The 18,198-nt window shown below is 73.1% G+C and carries 16 protein-coding genes; 6 read left to right on the forward strand and 10 right to left on the reverse strand.

The window, feature by feature from the left end; genetic code table 11:
* Position 1 precedes the first annotated feature (1 nt).
* Genes HHX33_RS13970 through HHX33_RS13980 form a run of 3 tightly spaced genes read right to left on the reverse strand, consistent with a single transcriptional unit; the run spans position 2 to position 1,368 of the window.
* On the reverse strand, positions 2-544 hold the full coding sequence (locus tag HHX33_RS13970) for a peroxiredoxin family protein (RefSeq protein WP_111699196.1): 543 nt from the start codon (positions 542-544) through the stop codon (positions 2-4).
* Positions 545-580: 36 nt separating this feature from the next.
* Positions 581-1,141 carry a MauE/DoxX family redox-associated membrane protein gene (locus HHX33_RS13975; RefSeq protein ID WP_182874970.1) on the reverse strand — a complete coding sequence of 187 codons (561 nt, stop codon included), beginning with the start codon at positions 1,139-1,141 and terminating at the stop codon, positions 581-583.
* Positions 1,142-1,158: 17 nt separating this feature from the next.
* Positions 1,159-1,368: a hypothetical protein gene (locus HHX33_RS13980; protein ID WP_111699192.1), complete on the reverse strand. Its 210-nt coding sequence runs from the start codon at positions 1,366-1,368 to the stop codon at positions 1,159-1,161.
* Between the two features lie 257 nt (positions 1,369-1,625).
* On the opposite strand from HHX33_RS13980, the gene HHX33_RS13985 reads away from it, so the two are divergent.
* Entirely contained in the window at positions 1,626-2,276 is a 651-nt protein-coding gene (locus tag HHX33_RS13985; protein ID WP_182874971.1) for a S26 family signal peptidase, read from the forward strand.
* On the opposite strand, the gene HHX33_RS13990 is transcribed toward HHX33_RS13985, so the two are convergent.
* Complete coding sequence (locus tag HHX33_RS13990; protein ID WP_182874972.1) at positions 2,254-4,263, reverse strand: AfsR/SARP family transcriptional regulator; 2,010 nt, start codon at positions 4,261-4,263, stop codon at positions 2,254-2,256. The genes HHX33_RS13985 and HHX33_RS13990 overlap by 23 nt on opposite strands.
* Before the next feature lie 354 nt (positions 4,264-4,617).
* Here HHX33_RS13990 and HHX33_RS13995 point away from each other — a divergent pair, with 354 nt between their 5' ends.
* Positions 4,618-6,804, forward strand: coding sequence for an ATP-binding protein (locus HHX33_RS13995; protein WP_182874973.1), 2,187 nt, complete (start codon positions 4,618-4,620; stop codon positions 6,802-6,804).
* 80 nt (positions 6,805-6,884) lie between these two features.
* Here HHX33_RS13995 and HHX33_RS14000 read toward each other — a convergent pair whose 3' ends face one another.
* Together HHX33_RS14000 and HHX33_RS14005 are read right to left on the reverse strand one after the other, a co-directional pair.
* Positions 6,885-7,049, reverse strand: a complete 165-nt coding sequence (locus tag HHX33_RS14000) for a hypothetical protein (protein WP_165900532.1) — start codon at positions 7,047-7,049, stop codon at positions 6,885-6,887.
* Positions 7,050-7,051: 2 nt separating this feature from the next.
* Positions 7,052-8,242, reverse strand: coding sequence for a glycosyltransferase family 2 protein (locus HHX33_RS14005; protein ID WP_220501806.1), 1,191 nt, complete (start codon positions 8,240-8,242; stop codon positions 7,052-7,054).
* 141 nt (positions 8,243-8,383) lie between these two features.
* On the opposite strand from HHX33_RS14005, the gene HHX33_RS14010 reads away from it, so the two are divergent.
* Positions 8,384-9,037, forward strand: a complete 654-nt coding sequence (locus tag HHX33_RS14010) for a class F sortase (RefSeq protein WP_220501807.1) — start codon at positions 8,384-8,386, stop codon at positions 9,035-9,037.
* Here HHX33_RS14010 and HHX33_RS14015 read toward each other — a convergent pair.
* Positions 9,034-9,705, reverse strand: a complete 672-nt coding sequence (locus tag HHX33_RS14015; RefSeq protein WP_182874974.1) for a hypothetical protein — start codon at positions 9,703-9,705, stop codon at positions 9,034-9,036. The genes HHX33_RS14010 and HHX33_RS14015 overlap by 4 nt on opposite strands.
* A 175-nt stretch (positions 9,706-9,880) precedes the next feature.
* Here HHX33_RS14015 and HHX33_RS14020 point away from each other — a divergent pair, with 175 nt between their 5' ends.
* The 3 genes from HHX33_RS14020 to HHX33_RS35995 all read left to right on the forward strand — a co-directional run bounded on the left by HHX33_RS14020 (position 9,881) and on the right by HHX33_RS35995 (position 13,989).
* A complete protein-coding gene (locus tag HHX33_RS14020; protein WP_182874975.1) occupies positions 9,881-11,113 on the forward strand; it encodes a HupE/UreJ family protein in 1,233 nt (410 codons plus the stop codon).
* 129 nt (positions 11,114-11,242) lie between these two features.
* A complete protein-coding gene (locus HHX33_RS14025; RefSeq protein ID WP_182874976.1) occupies positions 11,243-12,772 on the forward strand; it encodes a purple acid phosphatase family protein in 1,530 nt (509 codons plus the stop codon).
* Between the two features lie 137 nt (positions 12,773-12,909).
* Positions 12,910-13,989, forward strand: a complete 1,080-nt coding sequence (locus HHX33_RS35995; protein ID WP_182874977.1) for a DUF916 domain-containing protein — start codon at positions 12,910-12,912, stop codon at positions 13,987-13,989.
* Here the strand turns inward: HHX33_RS35995 and HHX33_RS14035 are convergent.
* The 3 genes from HHX33_RS14035 to HHX33_RS14045 all read right to left on the reverse strand — a co-directional run bounded on the left by HHX33_RS14035 (position 13,928) and on the right by HHX33_RS14045 (position 18,189).
* The gene (locus HHX33_RS14035) at positions 13,928-14,680 is read right to left on the reverse strand and encodes a hypothetical protein (RefSeq protein ID WP_182874978.1); all 753 of its coding nucleotides are present in this window, start codon (positions 14,678-14,680) and stop codon (positions 13,928-13,930) included. The two genes, HHX33_RS35995 and HHX33_RS14035, sit on opposite strands and share 62 nt — an antisense overlap.
* Positions 14,677-16,821, reverse strand: coding sequence for a prolyl oligopeptidase family serine peptidase (locus HHX33_RS14040; protein ID WP_182874979.1), 2,145 nt, complete (start codon positions 16,819-16,821; stop codon positions 14,677-14,679). Before HHX33_RS14040 ends, HHX33_RS14035 begins: the two co-directional genes overlap by 4 nt.
* A 549-nt stretch (positions 16,822-17,370) precedes the next feature.
* Positions 17,371-18,189 (reverse strand): MerR family transcriptional regulator, encoded by an 819-nt coding sequence (locus tag HHX33_RS14045; protein ID WP_182874980.1) that lies wholly within the window; start codon positions 18,187-18,189, stop codon positions 17,371-17,373.
* Positions 18,190-18,198 lie beyond the last annotated feature (9 nt).

An 18,198-nucleotide genomic window follows, 5' to 3' on the forward strand; every position in this document is an offset into this window, starting at 1 on the left:
GTCAGGTGAGGGACGGCGCGGCGAGCAGCGACTCCGGCTCGTGGCCGCTGGCGGCGATGGTCGCGTCCGGCCCGACCAGGAAGAACGACGGGAACCCCGCGACCGCGAACGCGTCCGTCAGCGCGCCGCCCTCGTTCTCCACGACGACGGTGACGGCGTCGCCGAGCGCGTCGAGCAGGCCCGCGGGCTCCTCTTCCCCCGCGACGACCACCGCCAGGTTGCGTACGCCGTCCGCCGCGGCGTCGCGGGCGGTGGCGGCGAAGCCGGGCGCGTTGGGCAGGCAGTGCCGGCAGTCGGTGCTGAAGAACCCGACGAGGGTGCGCCCGCCCGCGAGGTCGTCGGTGGTGACCTTCGTGTCCGCGACCGTGAGCGCGGAGAAGGCCGGGACCTCGGCGCCCACCGGGAGCCCGAAGCCGTCCCGCGCCCTCCCGGCGGGGAGCTCCTTGGTGATCTTCCGGAGTTTCCTGATGACGGCGGCGGTCAGGAGGAGGTTGACCAGGACGAGCCCGCCGAGCACGATGACGGCGGCGACCAGGACGGCCATGGGCGTTCCCTTCGACAGCGGAGAGGGCTTCGGTGGTCAGCGGAGGAGGTCGAGCAGGTCGTCGAGGAGCACGACGGCGCCGACGGCGACCGAGGCCCCGAGCAGGCACAGCGCGGCGGCGGCCGGCGAGACGGCCGCGCCGGTCCCCGCGGACGCGCCCGCCCCGGCTGAGGTCATGACCACCCCGGCGGCCGCGCACGCGACGAGCACGCCGTTGCGCGCCACGTCACGGAGACCGATCGGCTCGTCCGACCCGCCGAAGCATCGGCAGGGTCCGGTCGCGCCCCGCCGCAGGGCTCTCGCCAGGATGACGGCGAAGCCGAGGAGCAGGGCCCCCGCGAGGACGAGGCCGGCGGTGGCGTCGCCGTCGAGGCCGGGCGCCGCCAGCAGGACGACGGTTCCGGCCTCGGCGGCGACGACGACCACGGCGGCCGGCGCGACGAGGGGCGTGGGAAGGCCGCCGAGTCGCCGTACCGCCGTGGTGAACTCGCCGAAAGCCCGCCGCGTGCGCAGCTTCGTGAGGACGGAGACCAGGAAGACCCCCGCCAGCACGAGCCGGACGGTCAGCACGGCGTAGACCATGACGGCGTGGATCACGAACCTGTCAGCCGGCCTCAGCAGTACCCGATGTTCTGCCAGGCGCCGCTGCAGCTGCTGCGGAAGTACGTGATGCACAGGAAGCCGGTGGGGTTGGGGTAGCAGTCCTTGTAGCGGTTGCAGCCGCCCGTCGGCCAGTACTCGACACACCGGTCCGCCTTGGCCTCGGCGGCGGGAAGGAGCCGCTCGAGCATCCGGTCTCCCAGACGGTTCAGCGTCCGCATCATGTGTGTTGCTCCCTTCGGAGGGGGTTCGCGGGCGTGGTAGGCCGCCCGCCCTGTGAGGATGCGCGGTGCGACCTGCGCCGCGGTCGCGGCCGGCCGGGGCCGAGGCGCAGGCGCCGCGCAGGCGCGGCGCAACCGGCGCGCAACCGGATCCGGGCAGAGTCGGCGCCGTGCCGGATCCGCGGGCGTGCGGGGCCGGCCGTACGGGATCCGGCCCGGCCGGGGGGCCGGGACCGGCTGACGGGGTCCGGAGGGTGGCCATGCGACATCTCGTTACTCCGCTGCCGGCCTCGGCAGCGGTCGCCGGGCCGCTGGTCGCCGGGCTGCTGGTCGCCGGGGTCGTGGCCGGCTTGTTCGCCCGGCGTCGCTTCGTCGTCGTCCGGGTGTCCGGGACGAGCATGGTCCCGGCCTACCGGCCGGGAGACCGGGTGCTCGTACGGCGCGGCGGGCGCACGGCCCTGCGGCGCGGCCAGGTCGTGGTCTTCCGGCACGGCTCCCGCGACGGCACGGGCCCCGGCACGCCCGACAGCACGGGCCCCGGCACGCCCGACGGCACGGACCCGGGCATGCCCGGTGGGTCGGGCCCAGGCACGCCCGGCGGGCCGGGCTCCCCTTTCCCCGGCGGCACGAACGCCGGCCCGTACGGCGGGCGCTCGCCGTACGGCGGGGCGGCGACGGAGGTGGCGCGGCTGGGCGGGACGTCGTGGCTGATCAAGCGGATCGCCGCGGTGCCGGGTGACAGGGTGCCCGACCAGGTGATGGCGGGGGTGCGTGCCGCGCCCGGAGACCTCGTCCCGGCCGGACGACTGGTGGTCCTCGGCGACGGCCCCGCCAGCATGGACTCCCGGCGCTGGGGTTACCTGCGGACCGACGAGGTGCTCGGTGTGGTCATCCGCAGCCTGTCCCGCTGATCGGGCCGCCCGGGACGGCGGAGGCCACGTGTTGCGGCAGGCCGCGTTCCGCCGCCTCGGCCACGGCGAGCAACGCGCCGAGGACACGGGCGATCACCTCCTCCCGTTCGCCGCCGGTCTCCTCAAGTTCGGCGCGTTCCCGGGCGTAGGCCCGCACGAAGTCGTGGAAGCGGTAGCGGAACCGGCCGCCGGCGTCGTCGGCCGCGCAGCTCAGCAACTGGGCGTCGACGAGCAGGTCGGCGTACGCCTCGGCCTCGCGCACCGGGACGTCGAGGGCCGCCGCGAGCACCCACGCGGCGAACTCGGGGACGTCGAGCAGGCCGAGCATCCGCAGCGCCCGCCTGGCGGGCGCGCCGAGCACGCGGTAGTCGGCGTCGAGTCTCGCGCGCACCGACAGGTCGCCCGCGACGAGTTCGTCCAGGCGCCGCCGCTCATCCCGCAGGCGGTCGGCCAGGTGTTCGGGAGTCCAGTGCTCGCGCTGCGCGAGCCGTTCCCCGGCGATCCGCACCGCCAGGGGCAGGTGGCCGCAGAGGCGGACGATCTCGGCCACGACCGCGGGCCGGGCCGCGACCCGCTCCGGTCCGGCGATCCGCCCGAGCAGCGCCGCCGCGGACGCCGGGCCGAGCGCGTCGACGCGTACGGCGCGGGCGCTCAGCCCGGCCGGCCTGCGCCTGCTGGTCACCAGCACGGCGCAGCCCGGGCCGCCCGGCAGGAGCGGCCTGACCTGCTCCTCGCTCGCGGCGTCGTCCAGCACCACCAGTACGCGGCGGTCGGCCAGGACGGCGCGGAACAGCCGCCCGCGCTCCTCCAGCCCGTCCGGCAACGCCCGCGCGGCCACGCCGAGGGCGGTCAGGAGACGCGCCAGCGCATCGGCCGGGTCGGCCGGCCGCGGGCGGGTCCCGTGCAGGTCGACGTAGAGCCGGCCGTGGGCGAACACCTCCCCCAGGCTGTGGGCGACGTGGACGGCCAGCGTCGTCTTGCCGGCGCCCGCCCTGCCGTACAGCGCCACGACCGGTGTCGCGGGCGGGTCCTGCGCACCGGTGAGACACTGCCGCAGCGAATCGGCCAGTTCGTGACGTCCGGTGAAGTCCCCGATGTCCGGGGGCAGATGGCACGGCGCGGCCACCACGGGCCCGGCGTCCTCCGCACCGGCCTGGTCCGCCGTGTCTGTGCGGCGGGCGTACGGGAACCCCGCGCTCTCCCCGTACGGCTCCTCCTCGGGCCCGAGGAGCAGTGCGGCGACCGAGCCGGGCGCACCGCCGTGATCGCCGCAGTGATGACTACGGCGATCGCGGCCGTCATCGCCGGTGTCGCCCCGCAGGACCGCCTCGTGCACCCGCCGCAGCGTGTGGCCGGGTTCCACGCCGAGTTCCTCCCCGAGCATGGTGCGCACCCTCTGGTAGACCCGTAACGCCTCGGCCTGCCGCCCGGCGTGGCAGAGGGCCAGCATGAGGCAGGCGTGCAGCCGTTCCCGGTACGGATGCAGCGCGGCCATCTCGGTCAGGCCGGTGACCAGTTCCGCGTGGCGGCCGCACGCCAGGTCGGCCACGGCCAGTTCCTCACAGGTCAGCAGCCGCTCCTCCTCCAGCCGCCGCGCCTCGTCCGCCACGAGCGCCCCGTCTCCGGCGTCGGCGAAGGCGGGCCCCCGCCACAGGCCGAGCGCCCGCCGGAACAACGCGCCCGCCTTCGCCGGGTCCCCGTTCCTCCTGGCGGCCCGTCCGGCCGCCGTCAGCTCACGGAACCGCAGCGCGTCGAGTTCGGACTCCGAGACGGCGGCGGCGTAACCACCGGGGCCGTGGACGACGCGGTCGCGATCGCCCATTGCCTGCCGGAGCCGCAGCACATAGATCTGCAGCGTCTTGTGCGCGCTGCGCGGCGGATCATCGTCCCAGAGCGCCTCGACCAGCGCCGGCACCGCCACCGGCCTGCCCGGCGTGCACAGCAGGGTCGCGAGCAGGCGGCGCAGCATGGCCGCGCCCAGCCTCACGGGAACTCCGTCACGGCTCACCCGCAGCGGCCCGAGAACGTCGAACTCGAACACCATCACCCCCGTGATTTCGGCCGTCGCGATCGGCGAGGCCCCCGTGCTCCTCCCGTCCCTCCCGCCCTCCCCGGCGCCTCCGGAGCCCCCGGCGGCTCCAGAGCCCGATGGCTGTCAGCGCTGCCCCCGTCGCGAGCGCCGACCCGGTGCGTCTCCACGCCCTGTCAGGACCGGTGAGGCCCCTCCAGCCAACCAGCGGCGGCGGTACGGGGGGCAGGCGCTCGACCGGCGGTTGACCGGCGGTTAGGCTGCCGTCCGCGCGAACGTGATCGAATACCGTGGGCCGACGGAGGGGAATCGATGTTCGGCGACATGCTGCGTGACCTGCGGATCCGGGCGATGCTCACGCAGGAGGAGCTGGCCGCGCTGTCCGGCGTCAGCGAGCGGCAGATCCGGGAGATCGAGTCGGGCCGGGTCCCGGTGCCCCGCGCCGGCACCGTCCGGATGCTCGCCGGCGCGCTGAACCTGTCCCCGGACGACCGGGCCGACTTCCAGCACGCCGCACAGGGGGACGCCGGGCGGCCTCCGGCGCCGGAGCAGCTGCCCGCCGACGTCGACGGCTTCACCGGCCGGGCCGAGGCGCTGCGCGCGCTGGACGCGGCCACGTCCGCGGTGGTCGCCGTCTCCGGTCCTGCCGGGGTGGGCAAGACCTCCCTCGCCGTGCACTGGTCCCATCTGGCCGCGCCGCGCTTCCCGGACGGCCGGCTGTACGTGGACCTGCGCGGCTTCTCCCGCCACGACTCCATGGAGCCGGCGGAGGTGGTCCGCGGGTTCCTCGACGCGCTCGGGGTGCCGCTCGACCGCGTTCCGTCCGGCCTCACGGCACAGGTGGCGCTCTACCGCAGCCACACGGCCGGGCGCACCCTGCTCGTCGTGCTCGACAACGCCCGCGACGCCGAACAGGTCCGGCCCCTGCTGCCGGCCGGACCCGCCGCCCGTACGATCGTCACCAGCCGCCGGCGGCTCACCGCCCTTGTGGCGGAGACCGGCGCCACGGCGCTGACGCTCGACGTCCCGGACCTGCCGGAGGCGGTCGAACTGCTCGGCCGCCGCCTCGGCCCGGGCACGGCACGGACCCGGCGCGGCGACGCGGTGGCCGCGATCGCGGCCGCGTGCGGACGGCTCCCGCTGGCGCTGGCCCTGGTCGGCGCGCGGGCGCAGCTGACCGGGTTCCCGCCCGATGCGATCGCCACGGAGCTGCGCAATCCCCGTGGAAGGATCGCGGCGCTGGAGATCGACGTCGTCTTCTCCTGGTCCTACGACGCGCTCAGCCGGGACGCCGCACGGCTGTTCCGGCTGCTCGGGCTCGTCGCGGGCGCCGACATCGCGCTCGCGTCCGCCGCCGCGCTGGCCGGCCGGGCGCTGCCCGAGGTCCGGCGCACGCTGGCCGAGCTGACCGACGCCAGCATGGTCGTGGAGCACGCGCCCGGCCGCTACCGGATGCACGACCTGCTGCACGCGTACGCCGCCGAACGCGTCCGGGCCGAGGAGTCCGAGGCCGCGCGGCAGGAGGCGCTGACCCGGCTGCTCGACCATTACACGCACACCGCGTACCACGCCGAACTCGTGCTGAACCCGGTGCGCGCGCCCATTCCGATGGCCCTCGGCGCGCCCGTGGACGGCGCCGAGCCGAAGCCGGTGCTCGACCTCGCGGCCGCCGTGCGGTGGCTGAAGGCCGAGTACGCCGTGCTGCTGACCACGCTGCGGCAGGCCGAGGAGGAGGGGATGCACCGGCACGCCTGGCAGCTGAGCTGGGCGCTGGACACGTTCCTGAACGACGAGCGGCGCTGGCACGACGAGGGGGCGGCGTGGGCGGTGGCGCTGCGCGCGGCCACCGCCATGACCGACCGGCCGGCGGCGGCGCACGCGCACCGCTTCCTGAGCGCCGTGCACGGCAGGCTCGACCGGTTCGAGGAGGCGCACGCCCACATGCGGGAGGCGCTCCGGCTGAGCCTCGCCGCCGGAGACCGGGCGGGCGAGGCCGAGAACCGCTTCGTGCTGTCCTACGTCTACTGGCTGCAGGGCGACGGCGAGCACGCGCTCGACCAGGCCGGGCGGTCGTTGTCGCTCTTCACCGAGATCGACGACCCCTACTGGGCGGGCAAGGCCGCCCTCGCCGTGGGCTGGTACCTGTCGGAGCTCGGCTCCCTCCAGGAGGCCCTGCCCTACCACCTGCAGGCGCTGGAGCTGCAGCGACGGGCCGGCGACCGGCCGAACGAGCTGGTCGCCCTCGACACGCTGGGCCTGCTCCACCAGCGGCTCGGCGACCCGATGAGCGCGATCCCGCACTTCCGGCGCGGCCTGCTGCTGGCCGGCCCGACGGACCACCCGGCCCTGCGGGCCCAGCTGCTCGGACACCTCGGTGACGCGAGCGAGGCCGTCGGCGACCCGGAGACGGCCCACGAGCACTGGCGGGAGGCGTACGAGATCTTCCGTGATCTCGGCCACCCCCACGCCGCCGACCTGCGCCGCAAGCTCCAGGCGTAGGCACTCGCGCCCCGCTCCCGGCCGCCGCGTCGTCCTTCCGTCGTCCCACCCCACGCGAGGGCCGGGAGCGCCTGACCGGGTCAGGCCTCGCGCTTGGGGATGATCCGCTTGACCGCCACCGCGGCCGACACCAGCGTGAACAGGCCCAGAGCGATCCAGAGCGCGTTCCAGCCCATGAACGGGGCGGTCAGCGCCGCACCGCCGAAGCCCGCCGCCACGCCCCCGATGGGTGGATTGTTGTACATGTTCACCATTTCCTTTCCCGACGCCACGCGGCATCCCAGAAGGCTTTCGCCTGTGCGATCTGCAGAAACACATCGAAGATCATCTCGACGAACAGCAGGCCGGCGACGGCCATCTGCCCGCCGCCCCTGCTCCGGACGGTGACGATCCGCTCGATCATGAAGACGCCCGTCACCGCCACCCAGAGCGGATGGAAGTCGAGCGTGCCCGTGACGGCGATCGACCAGGCCGTGGCGCCGAGGTACGCGAAGATCACGACGATCCCGACCAGCGACAGGAGCTGGCGGCCCCAGTAGGGCAACGTGACCCGCGTCCAGCCGTAGTCGGTGAGGTTCTCCAGCGCGCCCCGCTTCCATCGAAGGCGCTGTTTGAACAGGTCCTTCCAGGTCTCCATGACCTCGGTGGTGAGCGTGCACTCGGCCGGACACAGGATGCGGAACCGCAGGTGCAGCAGCGCCAGGGTGAGCTCGTTGTCCTCGGTGAGGACGCGCACGTCGTACACCTGGTCGCGACCGGGGAGGCGTCCGGCGCGGCGGGCCCTGACGACCTCCTTGAGGGCGAGCGCACGGAAGAGCGTCGCCGTCCCGGTGAGCACCAGCGCCTTTCCGTGCAGCCTCCGCACGTCCCAGGCGTAGCGCGCGTACTCGTTGCGCTGGAACATGCCCACCAGCCCGCCGCCCGGCTTGCCGGTGAAGGTGCCGCCCACCGCGGCCAGCCGGCCGGTGGCGAGCCGGAGCACGGCGTGGTGGACGAAACCGGGATCGAGCGCCGAGTCCGCGTCCATGACCAGCACGGCGTCCCGCGACCCCATCAGAGGAAGCAGCACTTCGAGCACCTGGTTGAGCGCGCCCGCCTTCTTGTGGCGGTTGCCGACCGTCCTGATGACTTCGGCGCCGTGCGCCTGCGCGATGTCCGCGGTCCGGTCCGTGCAGTTGTCCGCGATCACGATGATCCGGTTGGGCCTGCGCCGCTGTGCGTGCAGCGAGGTGATCGTCTCCGCGATCTGGTCCTCTTCGTCGTGGGCCGGGACCAGCACGGTGACGCGCATGCGCGCGTGGTCGACCTCCGGGAGGTCCCGCCTGCCGTCCGCACCCTTGGCGGCCCGGTGGCGGCCCGGGCCGGCCCGCTCGCGATCGAAGATCGCGGGGACGTGGTCCGGCTGCGGCGGCCTGCACAGAGTTTCTGACTGAACCACTAAAAAACCGTCCAGATCTTTGCAAGCCGCCACATAACTGTTTACTACTCCCATGAGCGTACACGAGTGACTCAGGGGACTGGATTACATAAAAGCGACATATGATGTGGCCGGTAGCTTTCGATCAGAAGCGGTGATCAATTGGGCAGGCCCGCCGCCGTCCTCGTCGGCCTGACCGCGGCCCTCGCCGCCGTCACCGCCGTCGTGGTCGTCGCCGGCCGCACCGGCGGCCGCCCGGCGGCTCCGCCCGCCCCTCCCGCCGCCGTCTCCACCCCGCCGGCGCACCCGAAGGCCACGGCACGCGCGCTGCCCGCGTCACCGCCGGTGATGCTGGAGATCCCGGAGATCGGCGTGCGCACCACGCTGATGACGCTGGGCAAGAACCCGGACGGCACGCTGGAGGTCCCGCCTCTCTCCAGGGTCGGCGAGGCGGGCTGGTACCGCCTCGGCCCGTCGCCGGGCGCGCGCGGTCCCGCCGTCATCGCCGGTCACGTCGACTCGGCGAAGGGGCCCGGGGTCTTCTTCCGCCTGGGGGAGCTGCGCCCGGGCGACACGGTGAAGATCTCCAGGAAGGACGGCAGCCGGGTGACCTTCGAGGTGGACTCCCTGGAGAGGGTGCCGAAGGACCGCTTCCCCACCCGCAAGGTCTACGGGATGGTGAGGTTCCCCGGCCTGCGCCTCATCACCTGCGGCGGAACCTTCGACTCCGCCACCGGGCACTACCGCGACAACGTCATCGTCTACGCCCACCTCGTCACGGCCGCTAGCTCCTCCGTCAGCTCCTCCGCCGCCTAGTCCAGCCAGATCACGTTGCCGGTGAGGCCGGTGAGCACGGCGGCGACACCGGCCCGGACGTCACGCCCCGCGCGCTCGGGAGTGAAGCTGGCCGAGTCGTACGTCGAGGACATGCCGAGTCCCTCGCCGCGGAACGACGCACCGGCCCAGTCGGCGGCGGTGACGTTCGCCGTGGGCTCGGCCAGCTCGGCGCCGACCACCAGGAACTGCTGGTCGAGGTGGTTGGGCGTGACCAGGGCCAGGGGATCGACGAGGTCGTCGCCGGCGCTGACGACGAGGTCGGGCTTCAGCTCGATCGCCCTGCTGATGCTGGGGACGAAGTCGGCCGGCTTCGTGGCCGTGATGGTCCTCAGGCTGACCCGCTCCTCCTCGGCCCACTCCGTCACGGCGTTCACCAGCGTCCGGGTCCGGCGGTCCGCTCCCGCGGTGAGCAGCACCACGCGGTAGCCCTCCGACGGCCGGACCCCGTTCCACGAGCCGGGCCGGGGCGTGATCGTCGCCTCCGGCGCGGGCGAGGAGGCGGGGAGGAACCCCGGGCCCGGGGTGCCGACTGCGGTGGCCTTCGCGTGCGGCCGGGACCAGTCGTCACCGGAGCCGCACCCACCGGCCAGCAGGGCGGTCGCGACCGCCGCGGCCAGTGTGCCGGCAGGCAGAAGCCGAGAGCGCATGGGGATCGTCCTCCGGAGGCGCGGGAAGTGCGCCTACTTCCTATCTCATCGCCTGCGCCCTTTCCGACCTCAAGCGTCCTTCACCGGGATTGGTTCGTCATCGGTTTATTCACGAGATATCGGTCGTTCATCCGGATCGGCCAGATTTCGTACGCCAAGCCCGAAAAGGAGTAATATGTCCCCCGCCGCGCGGCGTCGCGTCTGTTCCGTCACCGCCGCCGTAGCCGTGGCCGTCCTGGCCAGTGTCCTGCCCGCTGTGCTCGGATCCGTCCCCGCTATCGCCCACGGGTTCACCTCGACGGCCTACGTCCATCTCGCCTCGCCCCGGACCGGGCACGTCCGCGCCGAGCTCCAGCTGGAGTACGACCTGCTCGTCGTCTCCGCCGCCGACTCCGGGAAGGACGACCCGCTCTTCAGGGAGGGCACCGCCGCGTTCGAGGGCGGTGACGCGGCCGAGCAGGCCGCCGCGCTCGACGGGCACGCCGGCTCGGTCGTCGCGTACGTGACCGAGCGCTTCGGCGTCGCGGCCGGGGGCGCGGCGTGCGCCCCGGCCCGGGACGGCGGCTTCACCATCGGGCGACGCGAGGGCGTCCCGTACGCGCGGCTGGTCCTCGACTACCGGTGCCCGGAGTCCGCCGGAGCGCACGAGGTGCGCAGCGGGCTGTTCCCGGGCTCCGAGGGCTACGTGCGCGACAGCAAGACGATCGTCACCTACGACCTCGACCTGAGGTCCGGAAGCACGGCTCTCGACTCCCGGCACCGGTCGTTCTCCACGGAACAGTCCTGGGCCGAGCGGTTCTGGCAGTTCTTCCGGCTCGGAGCCGAGCACCTGCTCGGCGGAGTCGACCACATCCTCTTCCTGCTGGCGCTCATCGCGGGATCGCGCCGCCTGCGCGAGATCGTGCTCGCGGCGACGACCTTCACGCTGGCCCACTCGGTGACCTTCGTCCTCGCGGCCCTCGGCCTCGTACGGGTGCCCGCGTCGTTCGTCGAGCCCGTCATCGCCCTGTCGATCGCGGTCGTCGCCGGGTGGCACCTGTGGCGCGTCTGGCGGCGCCGATCGCACGCCACGGATCTTGAAACTGCGGGGCACGGTCGCCTCGGCCTGGACCGCGCGGGCCTGGCGCGGCTCGCGGTGGTCTTCTGCTTCGGCCTCGTGCACGGGCTGGGCTTCGCCGCGGCGCTGGGGATCGACCAGGCCTGGTCGTGGACGCTCCTGTGGTCGCTGCTCGTCTTCAACGTGGGCATCGAGGTCGTCCAGCTGGCGATCATCGTCGCCGTCTTCCCGCTGCTCGCCCTGCTGCGGCACCGCCGGCCGGTCGCGGGGCTGTGGACGACCGGGGCGATCGCGGCGGGGGTGTCCGCGATGGGCCTGGTGTGGTTCGCGCAACGCGTGCTCGGAGTCTGAGCCGGAATCCGAGATCGCATCACAACTTCCGGCAGGCGCAACGGCCCGCCCGCCCGATATTCACTTTCGCGACACCAAACCCCGAAAGCGTGCAAATCGCTCCAATATCCCATAAATGGATGGAAAGTAATGAAGTTCGACAACGGGACCAAGGGCCCCGGCCAGGTGCTGCGGCGGGTCGCCGTCAGCGCCGGCGCGGCGGCTCTCAGCGCCACCGCCGTGTTCGGCGGCGGCCTGACGACCGCCGCCCACGCCGACAGCGCGACGCTCACCGGCGTCGTCCTCGGCGTCGGCGCCGACGAGACGCAGCGCGTCGTGTCGTGGTACTCCTCGACCGGCACCCCGCAGGTGGTCCAGGTCGCGCCGACGGCCAAGCTCGTCAAGGGCCAGTTCCCCGCGAACGCCGTGACCTTCTCCGCCACCGTCACCGCGAACAGCGTCAACGGCGGCTACAACGCGCACGCCACGATCGACAGCCTGAAGCAGAACACGGAGTACTCCTACCGGGTCGGCGCCGAGGGGAGCTGGTCCCCGGCGTACTCCTTCACGACGCAGGACTTCAACGGCAACAACCTCGACTTCCTGTTCTTCGGCGACCCGCAGATCGGCTCGTCCGGCAACGTGGCGAAGGACGGCGCCGGCTGGGCGGACACCCTGGACGTCGCCCTCGCCGCCAACCCGAAGGCCGAACTGCTGGTCTCCGGCGGCGACCAGGTCGAGACCGCCAACACCGAGACGCAGTGGAACGCGTTCCTCGCGTCCGACAAGCTGCGCCAGTACCCCTGGGCCGCCACCATCGGCAACCACGACGTCGGCGGCAAGGCGTACGAGCAGCACTTCTGGACGCCGAACACCGACCGGTCCGCGCCGTACTACAACGGCAGCGCGACGACCAGGTCGGGCGGCGACTACTGGTTCAAGTACAAGAGCATCCTGTTCATCGACATCAACAGCAACGCGTACGCCAGCGGCTCCGACGCCGCGCACATCGCCTACATCACCGATGTCGTCGACAAGCACGGCGCCGGCGTCAAGCACACGGTGCTCGTCTACCACCACGCGATCTACTCGCCGGCCAGCCACGCGAACGACGGCGACAACAAGGTGCGCCGCCAGGACTTCCCGACGGCCTTCTCGAAGCTCGGCGTCGACCTGGTCCTGCAGGGCCACGACCACAGCTACTCCCGCAGCTACGTGATCAAGAACGGGCAGAAGGCGAACAAGGACGAGCAGCCCGGCGCCGCCCAGGTGTCCAAGGGCCCCGGCGGCGTCATCTACGTGACGGCCAACTCGGCGTCGGGTTCGAAGTACTACGACCTCACCGCTCCGGACACCACCAAGGACCCGAACTACGGTCCCGACCCGCTGAACCCCAAGAGCCACTGGGCCAACTCGGTCGAGAACCAGGAGCACGTCCGCACCTACGTGCGGGTCCAGGTGCGCGGGAACAAGCTCGTCGTCGAGAACATCCGCAGCGGCACCTGCGCCGCCCCCAACGCCGCGGTGGAGCTGGGCCAGGAGTCCTGGTGCGGCCCGGACAGCGGCGCCACCGCCGCTCAGCCGGTCGGCTCCACGGTCGACAAGGTCGTGATCCACACGAACGAGGGCAAGGCCACGGAGGACGCACCGGCGGCGGCCGAGTCCGGCTGGCTGCAGTAGCCGACCGGCGGTGACGCGCGGCCGGTCACCACGAGCTGATCCGGCCCGCTCGGCCCGGTGGGGCGGGCGCCGTCCGGCACCCGCCCCACCGCACGTCCTCCCTCCCTCCGCTCCCGACCCACCCGAGGACCATTCGCATGTACTCCCCCGGACCACGTACGACCACGGCGGCCGACACCCTCGCCCGCGCCGCCCTCGCCCGCGCCGCCCTCGCCCGGGCCGTCGTCGTGGCGCTGCTCGCCGCGATCGGTCTCCTCGCGGCGGGGGCGGGACCCGCCGCGGCGGCGGACGGCGAGGTCTCCTGGACGGTGCGGACGGCTTCCAACGACTTCGGGTCCGACCGGCGCAACTACGCCTACACCCTCGACCCCGGAGGGCGGATCGAGGACGGTCTCGTGGTCGTCAACCACGGCACGACGCCGCTCCACCTCGCCATGTACGCCGCGGACGCGTTCACCACCGGACAGGGCGGGCTCGACCTCGCCGGCGAGGACGCGACGCCCGCCGGGGTGGGCGCGTGGGTCCACCCCGCCCGGCCCGACGTGACGGTCCCGCCCGGAGGGTCGGCCGAGGTGCCGTTCACGGTCGCCCTGCCGGACGACGCCGCACCCGGCGAGTACATGGGCGGCGTCGTGACCGGCCCACCCCGGTCCGGCGAGGCGGACGGGCGGCGTCTCGGCATCCGGATCCGCCTCCGGGTGGGCGGGGAGCTCAGGCCGAGCCTGTCGGTGGAGGGTCTGCACGTCGGCTACTCCGGCACGCCCGATCCGTTCGGGAAGGGCGACGCCACCGTCACGTACACGATCCGCAACACCGGCAACGCCATCCTCACCGCGCGGCAGGAGGTGTCCACCTCCGGCCCCTTCGGGCGTTTCGGCGTCCGCGCGGGGCGGATCGCCGACTCGCCCCCGCTGCTGCCGGGCGAGACCTGGAAGGTCTCGGTGCCGGTGCGCGGAGTGGCTCCCGCGCTGAGGCTGACGGGGACGGTCACCCTCGTCCCGCTGCTCGCCGACGCGGCGGGCTCGGTCGCCCCGCTCGCCGCCGTCGAGAGCACCACGAACGCCTGGGCCGTCCCCTGGGCCGCGCTGCTCGTCCTCGTCGTCCTCGGCGGGCTCGTCGTCACGGCTCTGGCCGTTCCGGCCGCCGGGCGGCGGGTCACTCGTCGGGCAGCAGATATCGCCAGGAGAGCACGAACACCTTCCCCGAAGCGGTCTTGAAGATCGGCCGGCCGTGGTCCTGCCCGGCGGGAACGGCCTTGGCGAGCGCGCTCGCCGCCTCGCCGTCCAGGTCCTTCCGCCAGACCGGGTCGGCCGGGCCGTCGGGCTCGGGGACCTTCGCGGGCCACCGTGCCGGCCTGCCCTCCGCCGAATCGACCCCTTCGGCGACCATCCGTACGCGCGGGGCGGTGTAGGCGGTGCCCTCCGTGCCGGCGCGGGCCGCCAGACCCTCCATCAGCTTCTTCGCGTCCACGAGTTCCCTGGGGTAGAACTCCGCGACCTGTTCCAGGGCCTCGGCCCGGACCTCCCGCATCTTCCCGTCCTTCCCCCGTACGGCGAGGACGGTGGTCGGCACGTCCGCCACCGACGGCGCGCCCGGGCTCGGCCGGGCCGTCGGCGGCTGCCCGGTCAGATACCTCTCCATCGCCGCGACCGTACCGACGGTCTCGGCGTCGGTGAGCCTCAGTTGCCTGCTCGCGTCCGCGACCACCAGGCCGTCGCCGTACAGCACCACCCGGGGCGGACGCAGCACGTTCACGGTCGGGGTCACGAACCCGCCTTCGGCGCCCCACAGGGCGACCGGCGTGGCCGGCCCGTCGCCGGCGGGGGCCGCCGTTGTGGCCGACGTCGCCTCTCCACACGCCGCTGCCAGCGACAACACCGCCACGAGCAGGATCGTTCGCAATCTCATGCCCCAGAAACGTACGTCCCCTCCGGTGGGTTCACCAGCACCGACCGCCGGTCGCCGCTCCGGTTCGTTCCGCCGTGGCGATCGGGTGAGAGACCGGTGTGTTCCGCGGCGAAGGCGAGGATGTCCGCGGTCAGGGCGCGTTCCTTGCTCGCGGGAGAGGCGGCGTGGGCGGTGCCGGGGTCCCGGCGCATCAGGATCGGCCGGTCGCCGCCGGTGGCGTGCTGGAGAGCCGCGCACATCTTGGTGACGTGGGCCTCTCCGGTCTGCAGATCGGTCACCGCGCCGGTGAGCAGGAACGCGGGATAGGAGGTTCCGGGCGTGACGTGGTGATAGGGGGAGTATTCCAGCAGCCATCGAAGCTGCTCCGGGTCGGAGGCGGTGCCGAACTCCTCGGTCCACGTGCGTCCCAGGCCGAAGCGTTCGTACCGCGCCATGTCGCACAGCGGGCCCTCGGCGACGACCGCGGCGTACAGGTCCGGCCGCCGGACGGCCGCGGCGGTGACCAGCAGCCCGCCCGCGGACTGGCCGTAGCTCGCCAGCCGGTCGCGGGTCGTCACGCCGGTGCCGGTCAGCCAGGCCGCGGCGTCGTTGAAGTCGCCGATCGCGCGGTGCTTGTGCGGCCCGCGACCGGCGTCGTGCCACCGCTGCCCTTCCTCGCCGCCTCCGCGTACGCAGGCGACGGCGTAGATCCCTCCGGCGGCGACCCATGCCGCCGCGGCCGGGAAGAACCACGGGCGCATCGGCATGCCGAAGCTGCCGTAGCCGTACAGCAGGGTGGGGCTTGGGCCTTCCAGTCGCCCCGCCGGGGTGAAGAGGAACAGCGGGATCTCGGTGCCGTCACCGGCCCGGTAGCGGACGACGCGGCTGCGGATCTCCGGGGTACGGCCCGCCGTCGCGCCCGTCTCGTGTTCGACCGTCCCCGTGACGCCGTCGTAGCGGTAGACGGCGGGAGGCGTGGTCGCGTCGCAGTAGCCGAACCACGCCCGACGCCCGTGCGGGAGGGCCGTACGCAGGGACGACACGACGCCCGCGCCGGGCAGGGGCAGGTCCGTGAGCGGCCGGCCGGTGCCGAGGTCGTGCAGCGTCAGGGTGGACGTGCCGTGCCGGGCGCGAGCCACCAGCAGCAGGGGCCGCGCGAGCGCCGGGTCGTCCAGCACCACGCACTCGTCCAGGGGCGCCTCGGGGTCCTCGGCCACCAGGTCGCGCCACGCGGCCGGATCGGTGTCGTGCCGCGCGTGCGGGCCGGTGTCGGGCCGGCGGGCGACGCAGACGCGGCCGCACGGGGCCTGGTGGTCGGTCACCAGCAGGAGATCGCCGTCCGCGAGGAAGCGTGGGAGGACGCGGGCGCCCAGGGCGGCACCGTCCACGAACCTGACGACGCGCGGAGCCTCCGGATCGGTGAGGTCGGCCACGTACACGTCGTTCCGCGGGGCGGGCCCGGCCGTCGCGGTGATCGCCATGAAACGGCCGTCGGCGCTGATCGTGAGGCCGTAGTAGTGGTCGGGGGCGTCCTCGCCGCCGAACACCACCGTGTCCCGCCGGTCGGGAGTGCCGATCCGGTGGAGACGCACCCGCCGATGCAGGCGCGTGTCGCCCGGGGCGAGGTCCTCGTCGGGCACCCGGCTGACGTAGTAGAACGCGTCCCCTCCCGGCAGCCACGCGAGCGAGGTGTTGCGGGCGCGCGGCAACGGGCCGTCCACCGTCTCGCCGGTACGCGCGTCCAGCACCACGATGTCGCTGCCGGGCTGTTCGGCGACCTCCATCTGGACGGCCACGCGTTCGCCCTCCCGGGACGGCCACCAGGCGTGCAGCCCGGTCTGCCCGGACGGATCGATCCGCGCGGGATCGACAAGCACCCGCCTGTTCCCCTCGGCGTCGACGACGAGAAGGCGCCGCTGCTCGTCCCCGCGGGGCCACTCGGTCAGGAACAGGAACGGACCGCGCGCCATCGGAGGCTCTGAGACGCCGTAGGACGACACCTGGTCCACCAGAGCCGCCCACGACCGCCTCTCACGCCATCCGGCGCGGCAGGTCCGGAAGAGACGGTCCTGGGCCTCTGCCCATTCCCGTACGCGCGGGTCGTCGCCGTTCTCCAGCCATCGGTAGGGATCGGAGACCGGAATTCCGAACAGATCCTCCACGATGTCGCCGCGAAATGCGGCGGGATAGCACAAGCGCGCCATGAAACGCCCCCCGGAATGCGCCGACCCGCCTGCCGTCGATCGAGGCACTGCGGCCTCTGCGCACCGCAGCACCTCGACTCGCTGAATCGCTCAGCTGTGACTCGCCTCGGCTATCACTCACCGCGGAGAATGTCCGCCTGCCAGCCGCGTACGCCGCCGACACGGGTAGCCGGAGTCGAATCGCGGTACGGCAAGAATCCGTTCATGTCAGCCTCCCGGAACTGGGCGACACCCCTAAAAGGGGTGATTCGCGGACAACCGTCCCCGGGCCCGCGATCGATAAACACCGGTGTGTCTTTCCGGGGGCGCGCCGCCAAAATCCCGTGCAAGAAAAAGAGGGCGCCGAGGAATGTGGAGTGGATACCACCCTCGATCGAAAGTAATTCAACGCCTTCCCGGATAGATCCAAGGGAAGGGGTCGCCGAAGACATCGCAGCCCTCCGGAAGTGGGAGCGCGACGCGGCTCACCGGCGGCGAGCGACGCCCGAGGGCGCGGCTCCCAGTCCGCTACGCGTCCCGGGAGATCGGCTCCTGCAGTTCCGTCACCCAGGTGGTCGGATCGCCGTGACCGTACGTGAGGTACACCTCCCGGGCGAAGCCGGAACTGCGGTAGCCGTTCTCCTCGATCCACTGGGCGAGCCGCTGGGTCGTGAGATCCGCCTGGTCCATGGTGCCGTGGTGGATGACGGTGGCCGCCTGCTCGATCGCGGGCAGGTCCACGACGTCGAAGTCGTAGGCGCCGCCCGGCTCCGCGTTCACCGGGGCTCCCGCGTGCACCCGCACCCCCTCGGGGACCTGCTCGTAGTAGGCGACCGTCGGGCCGGTGACGGCCAGGCCCGCCTCGCAGATCCGCCGGCACAGCTCGTCGTACAGCGGCTGGATCACGGGGCTGATCTTCTCGGACTCGTAGCTCTCCGCGATGCCGCTCAGCTCGGCGAGACGGACCGCGGGAACACTCTTGACGACGACGTCCACGGACATGAGACCCTCCGTTTCGATCAATCGGAGCCTCGCCTCGACCCTGGCCAGCCGCATGCTCTCGTCGGCCAGCCGCGCCGCCAGTTCGGCCCGGCGCAACCGCAGCATGCCGTGCAGTTCCTCCGGGCCGACCTTCTGCTCAAGGATCCGCCCCACCTGTTCGAGTGTCAGGCCGAGATCCTTGAGTGCGATCAGGCGGTTGAGCCGGGACAGCTGCCCCGCCTCGTAGTAGCGGTAGCCGGTGGCGTGGTCGACCCTCGCGGGCCGGAGCAGTCCGAGCGCGTCGTAGTGCCGCAGCATACGCACGGACACCCGGCCGAGGCGGGCGAAATCTCCGATACTGAACATGACGCCTCC

The organism is Microbispora sp. H10670, from assembly GCF_014161385.1.
Lineage (GTDB): Bacteria > Actinomycetota > Actinomycetes > Streptosporangiales > Streptosporangiaceae > Microbispora > Microbispora triticiradicis.